We start from the raw sequence: 18,155 nt of genomic DNA, 5'->3' as shown, positions 1-18,155 counted from the left end.
ACGCATCGGATTTTCGAAGAATATGCGCGCCGGGTCGAGGCGGAGATGTCGCCGGCCAAACTGCGCCCGTCGGATGCGCCCGACACTAAAGTCTGCCCCGACTGTGGCGCGGAGTGCCCGAAGGATGCCGCGGCCTGCCACGTCTGTGATGCGGAGTTTCCCGTCCGCCAACCGAGGATGAAGACCTGCGACGCGTGCGGGGCTCTCAATCCCCTGAGCGCCAAGGACTGCCAGTCTTGCGGCACGGCGTTCGCCCATGCCTTCGAGATCTCGCTGAATGAGGCCTTGCGCGTTGGGGCCATCATCCGGGGCATGGATCTTGACGAAGAGGAGGTCCAGGAGGGGGAAGCCATCCGAGATGTCTTCCGGAAGGGCGTTCTGAGCAGCGGGGATGACCAGCTGATTAAGATCCTCAAGCTCTTGCCCGAGGAGAGCTATGGACGCCTCGCACGCATGTTCGAGGAGAACAAGTGATGCGTGTTGCGTTTGACAGGGAAAAGGTGGCGCGATGAACGATCACAGTCTCTTTGCGATCGGTGCAGAGCACGTCATTCAGACTGGGGCGCAAGCCCATGTGAATGACTGGCGGCTCCTTCGCCGGCTGGCTCTTCCACGCCGCCTGAACAATCCACGCGGCGGCCCGGTGAAGCATGCCCTCGTTCTGGATGTCGAGACCACCGGCCTTTCGCTCGAGGGCGACGAGGTCATCCAACTCGCCATGCTTCCGTTCACCTACGAGCTCGACACCGGCCGTATCCTTGAGATCGCCCACGACCGGGCCTTCGATGGACTTCGTGAGCCTGGTGTTCCGATCTCGGAAGAAGCCAGTCTGATCACCGGTCTGACCGCTGAAGCGGTCGCGGGACGGACGATCGATGCGTCAGCGGTTGAGGCACTGGTTGCTGATGCCGATCTGATCATTGCGCATAATGCCAGCTTCGATCGGGTCATGGTCGAGAAGCACTGGCCGTGCTTTGCCGAGAAACCCTGGGGTTGCACGCTTACGAGCGTCGACTGGCTGCGCGAAGGGTTCACTGCCGGCAAACTGGATTACCTCGGCATGCAGTTCGGTTGGTTCTACGGCGGTCACCGGGCGCTTGCGGATTGCGAAGCCTGCCTCGCATTGCTTTCGCAAGAGTTGCCTCAGTCGGGCCAGCGCATCATGTCTGCCGTCCGCGATGCGGCTCTGCAGGACGAATACCTCATCCGGGCGGTCGATGCCCCTTACGACGAACGCCTGAAGCTGAAGGAGCGCGGGTACCGCTGGCGACCGGCAGAACTTCCACTCGGCAAGGTTTGGTGGACGATCACTTCCGATCCCGCGGCGGAGATCGACTGGCTCCGGGCTGAAATCTACAGCCGGGAAGCCACTGTGCCGACGCACAAGGTCACCGCGCTGAACCGCTTCTCGGAGCGTCTTTGGGAGGCGCAGCCATGAAAAAGCATGTCGATCAGATCGTCCTGAGCGCATCCGACCTCGTCGGCCATCTGAACTGCGCCCATCTGACGGAGCTGGATCTTCAGGTCGCCGAAGGAGCACTTGAAAAACCAAAGCACTGGGACCCACTTCTCGAGATTTTGCGCGAGCGGGGTGATCAGCACGAAAAGGCCTTCATCGAGCACCTTGAGGCTCAGGGCCTGACATCTGTCCAGATCGACGGTGTCGACATCACGCCAGCGGCCGTCGACGAGACCTGCGCTGCGATGGTGTCCGGCGCTCAGATCATCGTCCAGGCGGCGCTTGCACATGACAGGTGGGTAGGGCGAGCCGACATCCTGCGGCGGGTCGAGAAACCCAGCAATCTCGGGTCCTGGTCCTACGAGATCATCGACACGAAACTTGCCCGTGAGACCAAGGCTGGCTCGGTGCTTCAGCTGTGCCTCTATGCCGATCTATTGGAGCAGGTGCAGGGTATCGCACCTGAATATGTTTACGTCGTGGCACCCTGGTCCGACTTCGAACCGCAAGAGTTTCGATATGCGGACTACGCCGCGTATTTCCGAACGGCCAAGGCTGCCGCGGAAGAGGCGACTTCCGAAGGAGCGCTGGGCGGTCAGTATCCTGAACCGAAGGAGCACTGCGACATCTGCAGGTGGCGGTCTCAATGCGACGCGCGGCGCCGTGCAGATGACCATCTCTGTCTAGTCGCCGGGATCAGCAAGAACCAGACTGCCGAGCTTCAGGACAACGGGATCACGACCGCGGCAGCGCTCGCGGAAATGCCGACGCCCATGCCATGGAAGCCGAAGAAGGGGTCACCGCTCTCCTACGAGAAGGCACGTGAGCAGGCCCGCATTCAGATGGAGTCTCGCGAGGCCGGAGAGGTTCGGTACGAGCTCCTGCCGATCGTCGAAGATATCGGCCTGTGCCTGCTGCCTGAACCGTCTGAAGGGGACATCTTCTTCGACATTGAAAGCGATGCGTTCGTCGGGGAGCATGGCCTTGAGTATCTCTTCGGCTACATCTACCGCGATGAAAGTGGCGCCTGGACCTATACGGCAGACTGGGCGTTTGACCGGGAAGGCGAGAAGGCCATCTTCGAGCGCTTCGTGGACTTCGTGAATGCGCGCAGAGAACAGTATCCGGACCTGCACGTTTACCACTACGCACCCTATGAACCTGGCGCGCTGAAACGCTTGATGGGCCGCTACGCGACCCGGGAAAGCGAGATTGATGATTTCCTGCGCAGCAATCTGCTGGTCGACCTTTACAGCGCGGTGCGCAATGGACTGCGCGCCGGCGTCGAAAGCTACTCGATCAAGAAGTTGGAGCCGATCTACGGCTTTGAGCGGGACACCAGTCTGCCAGATGCCAACGTCGCGCTTGCGCGTCTGCAAGCCGGACTCGAGCTAGGCGATATCGATGCCATCGACGGCGAGGTGCGCGCGACCGTACAGTCCTACAACTACGAGGACTGCACCTCGACCATTGCACTGCGCGATTGGCTTGAAGATCGCCGTAAGGAGCTTGTTGATGCCGGCACGGATGTTCCGCGTCCTTTGCCAACTGACCAGGAACCAAGCGAAGCGCTGACAGAACGTCAGGAAGCAGTGCAGGCTCTGATCGAGCGCCTCACGGCCGACGTGCCCGCGGATATCGAAGAGCGGAGCGACGAACAGCACGCCCGTTGGATCCTCGCGAATATCCTCGACTGGCATCGCCGTGAGGACAAAGCCGCCTGGTGGGAATACTTCCGGCTTTCCGCGCTGACGCCAGAAGAGCTCGTGGACGAGCGCGCCGCGCTTTCGCAGCTGACGTTTGTCAGGGACGTCTCTCCACCGGGCGCGCGAACACCGGTTCATCGGTATGCGTTCCCACAGCAAGACACGGATCTTCGCGGCGACGAAGCATTGCGAATGAATGGCGGCGACAAAATCGGCAGCGTTATCGCGGTTTCTGCGGATGACCGGACAGTCGACATCAAGAAGATGGGGAAGACGGCCGACATCCATCCCGAAGGCGTCTTCGCGCATCAGATGTTCAATACGAAGGAACAGGCCGACAGCCTGATGCGGCTTGGGGAGCATGTCGCTGATCATGGCATCAAAGGAGATGGGCCATATCAGAGCGCCCGGGCACTCTTGCTGCGTCTCAAACCGCAACTTGGCGACGGACCGATCCGACAGCATGGCGAAACGACCCTGAAGGCTGCGCTTCGCGTCGCTCGCGAGCTTGGTGAAGGCGTCTTTCCGATCCAGGGGCCTCCGGGAACAGGAAAGTCGTACACGGGCGCCCGCATGATCTGCGAACTCGTCAAGCGTGGACAGAAGGTCGGGATCACGGCCAACAGTCACAAAGTGATCCGCAACCTGCTCGACAAGGTCGTCGAAGCCGTCCCGGAGATGAAGGTCGATCTCTGCTGCGTGCAGAAACCGAAGTCCGGCGAGATGGAACCTGATCAGGACCGGTTGAAGTTCGTGTCCGACAATGCCGGGGTTTATGCTGCGCTGGGCTCACGGTCGGCGCAGGTTGCAGGTGCGACGCACTTCCTTTGGTCACGCGCTGACGCACATGAAGTGCTCGATGTGCTCGTGATTGACGAGGCCGCGCAGATGTCTCTGGCCAATGTCCTGGCAGTTGCTCAGAGCGCGAAGGCGCTGATCTTGCTTGGAGATCCACAGCAGCTGGACCAGCCCACGCAGGGCACGCATCCGGACGGCACAGGCGTCTCCGCGCTCGAGCATGTTCTTGGTGGCGCACATACGATTGCCGAAGACGAGGGTCTTTTCCTGGAGGAAACTTGGCGCCTGCACCCCGAAATTTGCCAGTTCAATTCTGAGCTTTTCTATGATGACAAGCTGCACTCTGTAGAGGGATGCGAGCTGCAGGAAATCCGCGGTGGCGGGTCCCTTACCGGAACGGGTCTGAGGTTTCTCCCTGTTGAGCATTCAGGCAATCAAAGCTCTTCGATTGAGGAGGCCGATGCCGTTGCCGGACTTGTTGAAGAGGTCTTGTCCGGTCAGCGGACATGGATTGATCGGGAGGGACAGGAGAGACCTCTAACGCTCGAGGACATCCTGATCATCGCGCCCTACAACGCGCAGGTATTTGAGATTCAGCAACGTCTTCCAGGCGCGCGCGTTGGGACTGTCGACAAGTTCCAAGGCCAGGAGGCACCCATAGCGATCTACTCGATGGCAACATCGAGCCATGCTGACGCACCGCGGGGCATGGAGTTCCTATACAGTGCAAACCGCTTCAACGTTGCAATCTCGCGGGCGAAGTGTGTTGCGGTCTTGGTCGCGTCGCCAAAAGCCTTCGAGGCGGAATGTCGGACTCCGCGGCAGATGCAATTGGCAAATGCGTTTTGCAGATACCTTGAGCTGGCCGGCGTGGTGGGCGTTGCCGACCTCACATTTTAGCTGATTGGTTCCTTTGAATGATAATCTTCGGGTGTGATGGGCATTTGTGAATCGTCTAGCAACCATCGCCTATCCAACTGCGAAGTAGCGGTCTTCTTGTCGCCCGACTAAGCCGGACTGAGCAGCAAGCGATAGTAATGTCGCTAATCGGTCTTCCGTCACAGTTGGCTGCCAAGGTTTGTCCACAAGCACCTCAAGCCCAGTCTCCTCGATGGTCAGGCGCAATCGCTGGTTCTGCCCATCAAACCGGTTAACCGCCGTTGAGAAGTGCTGACTTATGATCATCGACTCCAGAATGAACTGGAAGGCCTCACGAACCGAGACATCACCCAAACCGATTATGCGGCGTCGAAGATTGACCAGAGATAACCGTGCTGCTCCGCCAAGCCTAAACAGCCGATCATCCTCGTCTGTTACGCCGGAATAGGCCACGCAGAGTAATATCCCGGCAAAGGAGTATTGAGCGTAGGCAGGGTCGCCACTCTTAAACAGCCGTTGAATTTTAGCCATCATTTCGAAGGGATCCGAAAGGCGCTCTTCTAGAACAGCCCCTATGAATCCATTGATATCGATGCACTGCTCATCAAGTGCGGCAATCATTGCGCCGAGTGTATCTGCTCCCTCAAAACCATGCTCAAGGCCACCCCAGTCGGCACTGAAGTGTTCAGCCATGGCGCTGGTTTCATTGATCCGGTCTTTGAGAATGCTGCGTTCACACCAAGACAACAGACATTCCATCGAGAGCCGCTGAAGTTGCCGCATCTGTAGCGTGAGCCAGTTGTTGCGGGCAGCTACCAGCTCGTCAGGCAAATCATAGGTTTCACCATCCTGAGAGACGGACAGCGCCATGCCGCGGCGAATTTCAGGTACAGCGACAGTCGTACAGCATTGGCTGAGATGATGGAGAACAAGGGCCAGCGTTGTGCTTCTTTTTCCAAGCAAAGACTTGGTGCTACCGACCTCATCGGCTGAATAGAGCGACGACAAGAAGGCTTCCCGCTCGCCCTCAGTGATCTCTTCAGGCGACCATAGTTCCCACAGGGCAATCGCATCACTTTCGCTTGCCGTAACCGGCTTCAGCGTGGCTAGAAGTCGATCATAGATTTCCTGATCTTGTCGAAGCCGGACATCCAAGGCTTCGGCCAAACGAATTCCCGGGCCTGTTGTGCGGAAGAATCCCGTGTAACCGGGGACCGGCATCAGAAAGCCAAGACCTGTCACAATCTTTGACGCGGGACCGTACCAAAGCGCAGCGATTAGACTGGTACTATCCTGTACACGTTTCCAGTCCTTGAACGTCAACGGCACACGGCCATCCGTCGAGTTGCTGGGTGGCGCAGCGCCTGTCCCAGGAACACGACCGCTCGTTTCATGAAGCCTTGCGCCCCAGGAAAAAAGGACTTCGATCCGCTCTCGGAAGCAATTGATTTCCTCGCGCGATGGCTCCTCGACACCGGACGCAGCACAGAGATCATAGAACTTCCAGAAGACCCAGGACATTAGAGAGAACGGCCGAATGTAATCCGTGACGTTGTTTGTCGACGGGATCATTTCAGCCATCATGTCCAAGTTCACCTGCCGCAGCCCGAGGAAATCAACGCCGCTATTCTCGCCGGTCCGCGGCGGAAGGAAGAACGGATGGTCAGGTGCGTGTATCGTCATGGCAGTAAGTCTAAAGAGAATTTCTTACATTGAATACAGCGCCCTATTCGCTCTCTGCGAAGCACTGCCAATTCCTGCAACGGGTATTTGGCGTAGCAATGGCTGCACGCGTCGTAGTTCGGTATCGCTTTCTTGACCCGCTTTTCCCAAGCGAAGCGGTGCATCGATTCATAAAGTTGTTTGCCAGTCTTTGATTGGAAGACTTCCCAGTCGGCGGGCACAGCTTTTTCTACCTCCCGCAGCCGCAGGGCATCTTCGAGTTGCTGTCGCCTGGTTCTGGTGGCGAGTACGCTGTCCAGTGCGGCGCGCAAATCAATTTCGTCATCAGCCTGCGCGAGCGCCGCGGCAAAGCCTTGATGGCTATCTTCGATCAACGCGGCCAAGGCGAAACCATGATCAACAGGCCCGCCAAAGAACTTCTCCAGGTTATCGTGCAATGCCACGAGTTGATCGGACTTTCGTGCGTCTGGCAACAGATCGGCACGAATGGCCGTTGCCGTCACGAAGTGCTGGGAGAGCGCGTTCACTGAGTCTTGTGGAACCGTCACGGTCTGCGCGGCGCGCCTGATCCAACTCCCCATGAACTCAAACGCACCATCGATGTCATCGAGCCGATGCAGCCGCATCCACATCCCGATTTCGAGTTGGATAGTTAGCAAGCCGGGCAATCTGTCAGGGTGCTCAGCGCAATCCCTGATCATCGCATCTATGGCGTATTCGAAATCCTGAAGGCCCAGGCTGTAGGCTATCTGCTCAGGCGTTTGCCGCCTCACATCGTCTTCTTCGTCTTCTACAAGGACAGCCGAACCCAAACCGTCCCGCATCGCCATATTCCGCGAGATCCCATGACCAAGAAGCATGCGCCTTAGTCGCACCAGCGCCGTTTCAAAGTGATCATCGGTCGATGCGGCAAACCCGGATGAGGTGCCGACACCTTCAGGCAGTTCCGCCAGGGGAGCGAGTTCCTGCAGATTGATGCGAACCGTTCGTGCCGCCGGATCGTTAGTGGTGTTAGATCCTTCGCTTTCTTCGCCTTTGGTGACGGGCAAATCGAATACCCTCAGGTGCTTGTCAGCGGACACGCTTAAGTAATCGAGCAATGCCTGAATATCATCATCGCTGCCCTCGCGCCGCATGAGGCGGCTCATCGCTCCTGCCGTCAGCCTGCGACGAGCCCCGACGCTGAGCAACATTTCATTGTGAATCCAGCCGCGCGCTTCGCGCTCGTCGCGCTGCAAGACGATCTGCAGCGCTGGCAATTCCGCGAATGCTTCCAGCGCCTCCTCGATTACCGAGAACTCTCCATCATCGTTGATTGCAGCGTCTCCGGCATGGGACGTCCCATCAGCCTGAACGACGCGGTAAAGCCATTTCCCGCTGACGTGCTGAAGGCTAATCAGCTGACCATACAGCCGGCGAGGGTCGTTTCTATCAAAGCTTGCATAGACGATCTCAGATTGACCAAGGCCTGATGGAAGGCGCTGCGCGGGCTCGAACTGAGGTAGATCGCAACTCGTCCATTCAAGGATTTCTTCGCCATGACGTACCCTGCGGAGGACACCAAGCTCGACGTTGTCGGTTGTTGTAAGAGCCTTCCTCGTGGCGTTGAAGCTGCCCGTCAGCAACAAGCTCCCACTTGGGAACATGCATTCAATCCACTTCGCATGGACAAAGCGCTTTCCGTCGATCTTCGGCTTTTGCGGCAGAACCGGGCGCGCCCATCGTTCAGCGTCGGAGAATGGAAACGGGCTTTTGTCTTCGCTGGTAACCGCCACAACACCGGTTTCAGCATCCAATGCATTAAGCAGCGCAAGAACCGCTTCTCCGTCTGGATCGTGGTAAGGTGAAATAACCTTCACACTACTACAAGGGCCTAGTTCGGCAGCGGCCTCACCAAGTTGCTCGATACCGGATCGCTCTATTGGGTGAACCAAGCGAACGAATGTATCTGAAGCATCCGCACCATCCGCTGCGGCTTCGGAAGCGCGCCCTGCAAAATCATCGATCCAGTCTCTCCGAGCGATCTTGATATTCGGGCTCGTACCTAGCGTTTCGAGGAAGGCAGCAAAGTCCAAATATGCCGTCGCATGCTGGTCAGGGACCAATGCCTCAAAGACTTCGGCATTCCGGCCGTGACCGCCAAAAGTTACATTCCCGCTACCGACAAGGAGCACCTGCTCGTCATCGGAGCACAGATGGATGCACTTGGGATGGTAGACGCCGTTCGGCAGTCCGACAGGAACAATTCTGTATTCCTGTCCGACCCGCATTGAACGCCGTTCCAGGAGTGATGAACGATAGCCTTGGGCATCGCAAATCAGCCAAATGTCATCGCAACCTTGTTGCAGGAGCGGACGCAAGATTTCGGATTCAAAATAGCTCAGGCTCAGAGCATATGTCGTGAAGAGCGCATGCTTCCAACGTGACGCTGAAAGATATTCAGCGATGGTTGGGGTGCGTGCTTTTTTATCTTCTTGGGATTTCATCTGCCGGTCTTCAAACATCCAATCATGGCAAATCTATGCTTGTACTCGGTTCGCCATGGCAGGAGCCGGCATAGAGGCGCATTTAAGAGTTTCCGGATGGTGGTGCATGCTACTCATCACCTTGGTAAAAAAGGCCTTTTTCAAATCCGCCCCTCGCTTCGCGTTTGCGGGCAGCAATCTCATGAAGGTGCGCTTCATCACAGCCGTATTGCGCGGCGATGGCGACCAGGACTTCAAGGATGTCGGCCAGTTCTTCGCATTTGGCATCGATGCCGGAGGCCGCGCGCAACTCATCGTGTTCTTCGGCAAGCTTGTGATGTAAAGCGGCCACAAGTGCCTCACCCTCAAGTGTCTTGATGATCGGCTTACGGCCCTCGGCGGCGATTAATTCCGGGATGCGGTCCCTTACCAGCTTACCTGCACTCATGAATTCCTCTTCTTAAACGATGCCTTTGAAAATCTGTTCGTTATGCCACTGGAGATATTCGGGGGTTGGCAGTAGCTGTTCGCTACGCGGCGTCAAAATCTCCTTTTCGTTATACTCATCATTCAGGCGCCGCCCCCAGTCACCGACGACCCTTTCGGAAATTCGGACTCTGAACTCTTTGTCCACGGTCATTGCGCCGAGATCGAAGAGCTTGTGATGAATGACGCAGAGCGCGAGGCCGTTATTGACCTCATCGGGACCACCGGCTGAGTGCATCTTGATGTGGGCCGCCTCCAAGGCGATGGCAGCACCGTTCATCTTGATATCGTACTTACAGACGCAGCACTGCTCGTAGTAAGCAGTCAGCACTTTGTAGCGGAATTTTGGATCGCGCTTTCTGCGGATGACTGCTTCGAGTTCGTCATCTCCTAGATAGAGACCGACAGCTTCCAGGATGTCCTGGTGCAGGCTGGGCGAGAAGTTTCGTTCGAGCAGATTAAGCGCGACGCTGTCGATTAGCTTGGGGTTCTGCCTGAAGGCTTCAAGGACATCATCGGAGAAGCCGGCCTTCAGCCCGCGATCACGCGCTTCGGTGAGGTTTAAGTCACCGGAGGCGTTCTTCTCGTGCTGTTCGATCCACCAGATATTGCTCTTGTCATTGGCAAGGCGGGCATAAGGATAGCCTACCGTTGTCTTGGCGCGAAAGGGCCCGTAGGTCTGAATCAAGGGGCTAACGACATCTTCGGCTTCGTTGAAATCGATGCGCTCAGCCTTTTCGTTTTTGAGCCGAGAAAGCGCGTAGAGCAGAAGCAACGGCTTGTGCGGCGCCAGCTTCCCGCCCTTTGCAAAGACGCGGATCGAGTCAAAACGCTTTAGAAGATCATCCGCCATATTCGAAGTTATTCTTACTTCTCGGTATCTTGCCTTACACAAGGGTATCAGATCAGGCCGAATTCTCAATGCACCGCAGGATACTATCGCCTGCCTCGCCGGAGCCGTCCGTCACCTCTAATTTGCTGATTGAGGTGACAACGGCGAGGGTCCTGTCATTTGTGGACGGCTCCTTTATTGCAAGAGATTTCTTGAGCGACGTGCCGCGATGCAGGTTGCGGTCATTTGTCCGGCCTGTTGACGCGGTGCATGTGACCGCTGGCCTTGATGCGCCATCATCCGCCAAGACAGCACATGGTTCGCCTGCACGGTATGCAGTCGCGCCATAACCAAGCGATTCAGCATGCATACCTAGCAATTGGGCGTGGGTTTGGGCTAGGCAACACGGCGAACAAACGTCATTCCGGAATGATTGCTTAGAGACACATTATTCTCAAATAATTCAGCAAGATAGCTTTCAATATCATTTAGTTCCGAATACTCTGAAAGATCTATTTCGTCACCTAGTTGTGTGGATGCAAAGACGTAGCGACTGGCTGATGGACCAAGGATGTCTGCAAAATATAGGTCGTAACCATTGCGATGGCCCAACCGGGCTCCAAGGCCCCAAATGTAGAATGGTGCTAGAGGCACCACCACGCCGCTTTTTACATCGGCCAGAAAAACCTCGGCCGAGGAAAAGTCGGTAGGCCCTTCATAGTGATATAGTTTTACAAATGGTGAGTTTGGGCCATCAATGCAACGAAATATCCCGCGATATCCGCCTCCAAAACCTTTCTTTTCTATTCCTTCGAATACTCCAACCACTCGCCCGTTCATGGCTCTTTTTATGTGGTTCCCAAGCACACTGAGTATGTGGTTATAGTCAATGTCAGCTCTCTTGAAGTGCTTAGTCTTGGCTGCATTTGTTACTGCACTGTCAATCGTTGGAAAGACCTCATCTTCAACTATCGACAGAAGCTCTTTTGAAACTTCAGAACTGGCGTTGACCAATTTTTCTAGTTGCACCAGAAGATGCTTTAGAGGACCAGCGGAGCGGCGAAAGTTACCGAAGAAGCTACGAAAATCAACACCTTCATTAGTGCTGATCAAATCGCAAAGAGAGCAATAACCAATAAAGGTCAGTGCTGCCTCTAATGTAGCCAGACCGTATTTCTCAAGCTGAAGGGGATCGGTTTGGGTGATGTACATTCCTAGAGGGTGTGCAACGGGGTAGGGCAACTCTTGAACCAGTTCGCCGAGATCCAACCAAGTTTTGTCGCGGGATCTCTGAACATAAGCTGTAATTTGATCTTGGCTGACAACGGATAGCGCCGATGTAGCTGTGCCGAAATCCAAACCAAGGTAAGCGCTGCGCGCGCCCTCTTTATCAGCAAATGTCATGTCTAAGAAGAACGAACGACCTTCTACGCGCGTCTCCTGTTTGCCTTTCCCATATATGAAGGCAGGGGTAGCCGTACCATCGTTCCGTACGGTCAGTTCGACTTCAATCGAAGAGCCAAAAGTCGTGCCGGATGGTGTCCTTACTGAATTGTCGACGATGTTATGCAAGCTGTTAAGGTCATTTGGGTCGAACGAGGATTTGAGATAATGGTACTCAAGCTCAGTTCGCGGAGCGCTGGACAGTCTTGCTTTCCATCTCATTGGCTTGTCCAAGAAAGCTCGCAAAGACGTAGAAGACGGCAGCAAAGTGCCCTCGTCTTCACATTCAGGCATCGACTGGATCAGTGGCCGGAATTTCCGCCATTCGATATCTTTTCTGTCTGGACGGAGAGCAAGATTAAGTCGGTTGTAAGTGACCGCACCAAAGTCGCCGTCGCCCTCAGTGTAGAATTGGCGAGCGCATTCTATAGCAAGTCCCTTTGCGACCACCTCTTGGTAGTTTTCGGAAATTTCAAGAATCTCCGCATCTCTTAGTTGAATTCTAAGGTCTCTCTCAATCAATCCCTTCAGCCACCTGATATTTGTCGACCCACCAGATAGCAATACGACGGAAATAGGCTTTCCATTCAATTCCTTCTGAGATCGAGTGATAGCGCTCCGAATGGCTTCTCTTAGCTTCTCGTTCCAGACACGGTTCTCGAAGACCTCACGGACCCTTTCGGCTCTTAGGGGTACTTCGATCATTCTACTATCTCGAGCGAACGGGTTCTCGGCCACGCGCACCAAGTGAGATAGAGCGCCGTGCAAGTTGGCGCCGAGGCTCCAATCAGATATCGAATTGCAAATTCGAATCTTCGCCTTCTCGACCTGAGAAAGAAGGTCTACGAAATTTTCGACGAAGATAAGTTCTTTGTCCCCTAGCAGTGATTTTTCTTCGTCTCCAAGACCTTGAAACGAGTTTACCTTTGCAATAATTTTCCGAGCCGATGTCTTTGCTTCCTTCGAGCTCAATACGGAAAACAAGACATCTTCCGCCAGTCTTTGGTTGATATAGAAGCCAGCAGCGGGAATCGATTTGGCCGACAATGGCCGTGAATTCTTCCCGCCGTGACTAATATCGCCTTCTGCAGTTGTCTCGATCACCGAGACATCGAGTGTGCCTCCGCCAAAGTCCAGAACAAGAGCGACGTGCTTTTGGCCCTCTGCGAGAAGTGGGTGGCGAAGTCCGTAACGGTAGTACTGGAACACGGCGAAAGGTTCGGGGAGAAAATCTACGTCTTCAAACCAGCCATCAAGCGCAGTGCGCATGTTTGTACGATAGTTCGAGAGCCACTGGCCACTAACTTTTCCTTCTTCCTCAATGGAAAGTGGTTCGGCGACCAAGACCTTCTTTGGAAATTGATCACCTCCTGCCTCAATTTCGTTTCTTGTTTTCTCGAGTACACCGGTGAGAAAGTCCTTGGTCATCCCCACTACGGAGCGCCTATGCCGGCTCGAGACGTTTTGAAGCGAAGTTTGCGCCTGCTGGCGAGTAAGAAGTTTGCGCCTGCTGGCGAGTAAGCTGGCCAAGTGACACTTTGAAATTCTCGTAACAACCGCTGGAGTCGTCTCGGGCTGCCTCGGCGTCATAGCCCACAAAATACTGCTTCCCCGAGTACCGGATTTTCGTCGGTACGGCGGCCTCTTCAAACGGCCGTATGATCTTCACTTGGCTGATTAGCAGCTTCTTTTCGGCGCTCACGTCACGTACGTCCTATCGATGGTTCGCTGATGCTCGGCTTAAACCTTGCATTGTCCCTGCATGCTATAAAGACTTGAAATACTTCTTGTTATCAAGGCGGCTGAAGCGAGTATGTAGCTGTTTTGTGGTCTTCCGAAACGAACTGCGATCCTACTGTCATATCGTCACCTGAAAATCACAGCGATCCGGTCCAAGATCTGTGTATTTGCGTTGCGTGAAGCTTGTTCCGCCGCGCCGAACAACTCTTCCATTCGCGCGCGCACCTCTGAGAGCGTCTTCGATGATTGCTGCTTAAAGAATCCGTATATCGCATCGATCCCCAGATAGTCCGGGATTTCTCTTTCCTTTTCGCTGCGTTGGCTGACGTCTTTCTTGGCCTCAATCCAATAGGGATCGAGTTCCTGGGCCCAAGCCTCCGCCAGCTTTTCAAGCGACGGAAGCGTTAGTTGCCCGAACCGGTTGTAACCTTGGTTCTTTGAAGGCCCGGACGCGAGAAACCTGTCCAAAGACTCTAGAAGTGACACCGTGCGCTCGGGACGAATATCCCAGTGTGCCAGACCTTCCAAAGTCCGCTGAAGGCCTTCGATCACAGAACTGAGCTCGGCTTCTGTCGGTCGGTCCTGGTGTTTTCCGGCCCTAACGGTTTCGCCATAGGCCTCGCGCAGCAGCCGCGTCACTTCTGGCTGATCCCGGATGATTTCTTGTCGATCACCTGTCTCGCGGACGGCCAATAGTCGGGGTGGCAAATAGGACGCCTCGACCAACGATGGTGACCGCCCACCAAGGGCAATGATGGTCATCGGTGAGTTGCCAGCGAGAAGACACAGCTCAGCGCCCCAAAGGCTTTGGGGCTTGATGCGCTCCATAGAAGTGAGGAGTTCGTCTGGCAGCTTGCGCCGCATGTCTTCGACCAGATCGTAGAGGTTGTTCCGGCGAAGTGGCCGCGGCTTCCTGTGCTGCTCAAGGATCAGGTCTGTCAGATCGCCGGCAGAGAACTCGAGATACTCGTCTGCGAGATCTGAAGCGCCAACTCCCGAGAGCAGAGCGATGGATTCAATGCGGTCACGACCTTTCTTGTCGGACGACAGCACAAGCCCAGGCAGATCGAAGGTGGTGTAAGTGATCTTGGAATGCGGGCTGTCGATGCGGTCGATCCGCCCCAGGCCCTGGAGCATGCTCTTGATGTCCGAAGTAACGCCGACGATGCCTAGGGCACGCGCGCGTTGTAGGTTGATGCCTTCCGCCATTTGAAAGGTCATGAACATGGCTCGGCGGTGGTCCTCGGACGCCTTCTTGCCGTCGAGAGCCAGGTATTCTTGGGCTTCTGCACCATTTCGAGCGACGGTAATGCCGGTACCAGGTCCCAGCTTGTGATTGGCAGCCACAAGGATCACATCGGGTTTTGGGCCCTTCCGGGAAGACAGAAGGCGTGCATAGACCTCCAGAACGCCAATCCGCTCAGACAGGAAGATCACTTGCCGATACTGATTGAGCATCTCTGCCATATGTTCGGCGCGCTGCTCATCGATCGCATCAAGTTCTGGGCTCTGCAGCAATTCACCGATGCGATCGCAAATCGGCGTCGTCGTGCGTTTGTCGAGAGGAAGCTCGCCGCTCTTCGGTGTGATAGTGATTGTTGCGGTCTTCCCACCGCGGCTTTCACGCTCTGAGCGCCTAAGGCTCTCGCCAATCGACGTGCGACCGCGCGCATCTGCATCTGCGGCCCGCCTGCGGTCCCAATCTTCCCGCGCGAAGGTGATTGACGACCTCAAGATCGCCAGAAAGTTCCGAATGTGGATCCGCGCCTTGTCATGAAAGCGGACTTCCGTATGGCCTGCTCGTTTTGGGTCGGCAGATACAAGAGTTGTGCCTGTCGAGATGCTCTCAGCCAGTCTTCTGATTTCGTCCAGGATGGCCGATTGCTCAGGCGTGAGTTCGGCGTCGATCCTGATGCTCTCGATCTCAGGGTACGCATAGATCCCAGGTCCGCGTTTCTTGGACTCTCCGACGCAATGGCGCTGACGCCTAACTACGTAGGGCGCCAGTGCGTCCGCCATGTCGGCTTGAATTTCGCGCGGATCGAGCCGCTTGCCCGCAAGTCGTTCTTCTGCGTCTTCGATTGGTTGGGCGAGGTCTGCTTCGGACAGGAACATGTCTTCCATGCCAGACCGCTGACGATCCTCGAAGTTCTGCTTAAGAGTGCGGAGAGCATTCAACTCTGATGCTCTCTCGCGTCCTCGCTTGAGGTTGTCGTTGATCCTGGCGGTGATTTCGGGGGGCACATAGATCGAGGCGCGTCGTTCATGGAAGGCGAGCAATCCATCCAGGCCCTGGTTCCCCATCAGGGTCGCTGACAGGCACGACGTCCAGATCGCAGGGCTTTGTTCGAAGACGAGGGAACGTCTCGACGGGGCGAGATAACGGGAGTTCAATCGATGACTCTCGTCCACGATCATGGAGGCAGAAGACCGTACGCCTCGGTTGATCTCCTCAAGTTCTTCGGCCTCTTCGCCTTTGCTGCGCGAAAGATGGCTGTGCTTGATGAGATTGAGGTTTGCTGGCTTGCTCTTGTCCCAATTGCGAAAAACGCTTGCCGGAATGATGCCGAGCGCACCATTGCGCGTTTGGTCAGGACGTTCATTTCCATGCCGAAGAACGACGCTCGCGTGCATTGTCGGCAAGACCGTGGCTAAGTGCTTGCCGATGTCGGTCTTACCTGCGCCTGTCGGTGCTTCTACAAATGCAAACCCGTGTTCGTATGCTGTTCCTGCAGCCTCGTAGACGAGATCGGTTTGGAACGGCAGCGGCGGACGCCCTGCGGCGCCGTCACCGCCGACACGCCAGGGCGCATAGGACGTCATTTCGTGAACTGTTCGGGCGAGGGCTTCTTCGGCGCTTACAGGCCTCAGAAGTGCCCTAAGGATCTCGAGAGCTTGTTCAGTCCAGTCGGTACCAAGCGTCCAGAAGTCTTCGGCAGCTGCGCGACGCGTTGTGGCAAGATCAGGAAAAGCTTGAAGATCGTCGACGTACTCGAGGTTGCGTCTAAGGCCGCCAACCGAGAAGTTGGCGCTGCCGGCGAGCGCGCCTGCGTCACTGAGGAAGAGCTTCGCGTGAAGCATCGCGTGGGTACGACCGTACCGCTCCCGGGCCAAATCAGTATCAAAGATACGGAGGGAGATCGCCCCCGATGCGATCGCATCGTAAGCGAGGACAGCCCGTAATTCGTCGAGGGAGCGCAGCGAAAGCCCGCGCGTTTCGAGGAAATAGTCTCGGGCCTCTTCCGAGAGTCCGCGTCCGCTTCCGTCGAGGCGGCTTTGGTTGTCGGTATTCGTCCCGAATAGGATCCGGATCGATTCAGGGGGTTCGGATATAATGCTGGGCCGAACGCGAAGGATGATCGACATCGCGGACAAAAAGTCCTGATATCCGGTCACGACGAGAGCGTTTGATCCATTCAGAGTGCGCTCAACGAGCTCGCGGACGGATCGTTCCCCATTTGTCGCCCAGACCAGTTCGTGGTCGGTGGCGCTTTCGGCCGAGGGCGTTGGCTCAACATCGACGGCCAAAGCCTCTTGCTCGCGTTCCTTGGAACCACGAAACAAAAACCTTGATATGAAACTGTCTGCTCGCTCGCGCGCCATTCCGGACACCTCGCAAGCAGTCTAGCGGTTCAAGTGATTCCTCCAACCCATTGAATTCGGAACAATTCACATCGGGCTAGGAAAACTGTTGAGCCGGAACGCCTTTCCGTTTGGTCAGTCGCTCCGGCTCGGTTGCGAGGTAAATCTCGCAAGTCTGGCCGAGTGGATAATCTCGGCTTGGTGGGCCCCGCGCGGGATCGCCGCCATCCCCACCGCCGCACTCGATCCGCCCCACCGTGCGGCGTCTCCTGCGGTCCCCGCGCTTCTATGGGTCCGGGTCCCCGAATGCAGCCCAGCCGAAATTGACCGAACTGCTCGGATCAGGAGGCCAGGGCCTCCGTCTCCGTGATCTTTTCGAACTCAGGCAGAAACTCGGGGTGATACATCTCGAGATACCGCGTGACGCGTGCATTGGTGATAAGCTTTGAGACGTAGCCGCGGGCCAGAACCAGATCGAGGTGATCGCTACCGTAGGTGTCTTCGACCAGGCGCAACTCTCGCTCCAAATTCGCGGACTCACGCTCCATCAGCTCGAGTTGCTGGCGGGAGATCCCTTTCACAGCTTTCGGCTTCTCCGGATCCTTCAACTGGCTGGCCGGCGTCGCCGCCAGAAGCGAGCGGGCGTAATTGACGGTGTATTTGTTCATCGTCACCATCAGCTCCGCGGCTTCGATCTGGCGCATCGGCTTCATCTTCTTCAGGATTTGGAACCCAGTCAGCGCGACTTGTTTGTCCTTAAGGAGTTCAGCTGCCTCCGGGCAGATCCCATCCAGAAGTCGCTTTTTGTCCTGCAAGGATTTGACGTTCACATTGAGCGCCCGGGCCAGCCGTTCTTCGGGAACGCCGCGTTCGAGCGCCTTCAGGATCATCTTGTGTTCCTGAATGGTGGCAAGGCGGCTAATGCGTTTGTTGTAGGTGAAGGCCTCGTCGTCCGTCGAAACCTGACACGGCGCATCCTTTTCGCCGAGGTCGCTCAGTATTGCGAGGCGCACGTGCCCATCGAGCAGCATGTATTTCTCGGGATCGGATTGGTCGCGGACCACGACGAGGGGTTCGACAAG

Annotated in this window: 11 protein-coding genes; 3 read left to right on the top strand and 8 right to left on the bottom strand. The window is 56.1% G+C overall.

The window, feature by feature from the left end; translation table 11 throughout:
• The 3 genes from AC2FMM_RS17935 to AC2FMM_RS17925 form a co-directional block, all read left to right on the top strand.
• Positions 1–474 (top strand): zinc ribbon domain-containing protein (locus tag AC2FMM_RS17935; protein WP_496797313.1); only part of this gene is annotated, 474 nt, incomplete at its 5' end.
• A gap of 34 nt (positions 475–508) precedes the next feature.
• Positions 509–1,438 (top strand): 3'-5' exonuclease, encoded by a 930-nt coding sequence (locus tag AC2FMM_RS17930; RefSeq protein WP_496797312.1) that lies wholly within the window; start codon positions 509–511, stop codon positions 1,436–1,438.
• Entirely contained in the window at positions 1,435–4,863 is a 3,429-nt protein-coding gene (locus AC2FMM_RS17925) for a TM0106 family RecB-like putative nuclease (protein WP_496797311.1), read from the top strand. Before AC2FMM_RS17930 ends, AC2FMM_RS17925 begins: the two co-directional genes overlap by 4 nt.
• Before the next feature lie 69 nt (positions 4,864–4,932).
• Here the strand turns inward: AC2FMM_RS17925 and AC2FMM_RS17920 are convergent, their stop codons facing one another.
• The 8 genes from AC2FMM_RS17920 to AC2FMM_RS17885 all read right to left on the bottom strand — a co-directional run.
• Positions 4,933–6,525 carry a hypothetical protein gene (locus tag AC2FMM_RS17920; RefSeq protein WP_496797310.1) on the bottom strand — a complete coding sequence of 531 codons (1,593 nt, stop codon included), beginning with the start codon at positions 6,523–6,525 and terminating at the stop codon, positions 4,933–4,935.
• Positions 6,522–9,029 (bottom strand): phospholipase D-like domain-containing protein, encoded by a 2,508-nt coding sequence (locus AC2FMM_RS17915; protein ID WP_496797309.1) that lies wholly within the window; start codon positions 9,027–9,029, stop codon positions 6,522–6,524. Before AC2FMM_RS17915 ends, AC2FMM_RS17920 begins: the two co-directional genes overlap by 4 nt.
• A gap of 91 nt (positions 9,030–9,120) precedes the next feature.
• The gene (locus AC2FMM_RS17910) at positions 9,121–9,438 is read right to left on the bottom strand and encodes a nucleoside triphosphate pyrophosphohydrolase (protein ID WP_496797308.1); all 318 of its coding nucleotides are present in this window, start codon (positions 9,436–9,438) and stop codon (positions 9,121–9,123) included.
• Between the two features lie 12 nt (positions 9,439–9,450).
• Complete coding sequence (locus tag AC2FMM_RS17905) at positions 9,451–10,329, bottom strand: phosphorothioated DNA-binding restriction endonuclease (protein ID WP_496797307.1); 879 nt, start codon at positions 10,327–10,329, stop codon at positions 9,451–9,453.
• A gap of 375 nt (positions 10,330–10,704) precedes the next feature.
• Complete coding sequence (locus AC2FMM_RS17900; RefSeq protein ID WP_496797306.1) at positions 10,705–13,185, bottom strand: Hsp70 family protein; 2,481 nt, start codon at positions 13,183–13,185, stop codon at positions 10,705–10,707.
• Positions 13,186–13,195: 10 nt separating this feature from the next.
• On the bottom strand, positions 13,196–13,453 hold the full coding sequence (locus AC2FMM_RS17895; RefSeq protein WP_496797305.1) for a hypothetical protein: 258 nt from the start codon (positions 13,451–13,453) through the stop codon (positions 13,196–13,198).
• Between the two features lie 164 nt (positions 13,454–13,617).
• Positions 13,618–17,094 carry a phospholipase D family protein gene (locus AC2FMM_RS17890; protein WP_496797304.1) on the bottom strand — a complete coding sequence of 1,159 codons (3,477 nt, stop codon included), beginning with the start codon at positions 17,092–17,094 and terminating at the stop codon, positions 13,618–13,620.
• A gap of 320 nt (positions 17,095–17,414) precedes the next feature.
• Positions 17,415–18,155 (bottom strand): plasmid partitioning protein RepB C-terminal domain-containing protein (locus AC2FMM_RS17885; RefSeq protein WP_496797303.1); only part of this gene is annotated, 741 nt, incomplete at its 5' end.

The sequence above is a fragment of the Ruegeria sp. BHSC043 genome (genome assembly GCF_059612985.1).
Note: the sequence above shows the minus strand (reverse complement) of the source record. Positions and strands in the feature narration are given on the sequence as shown.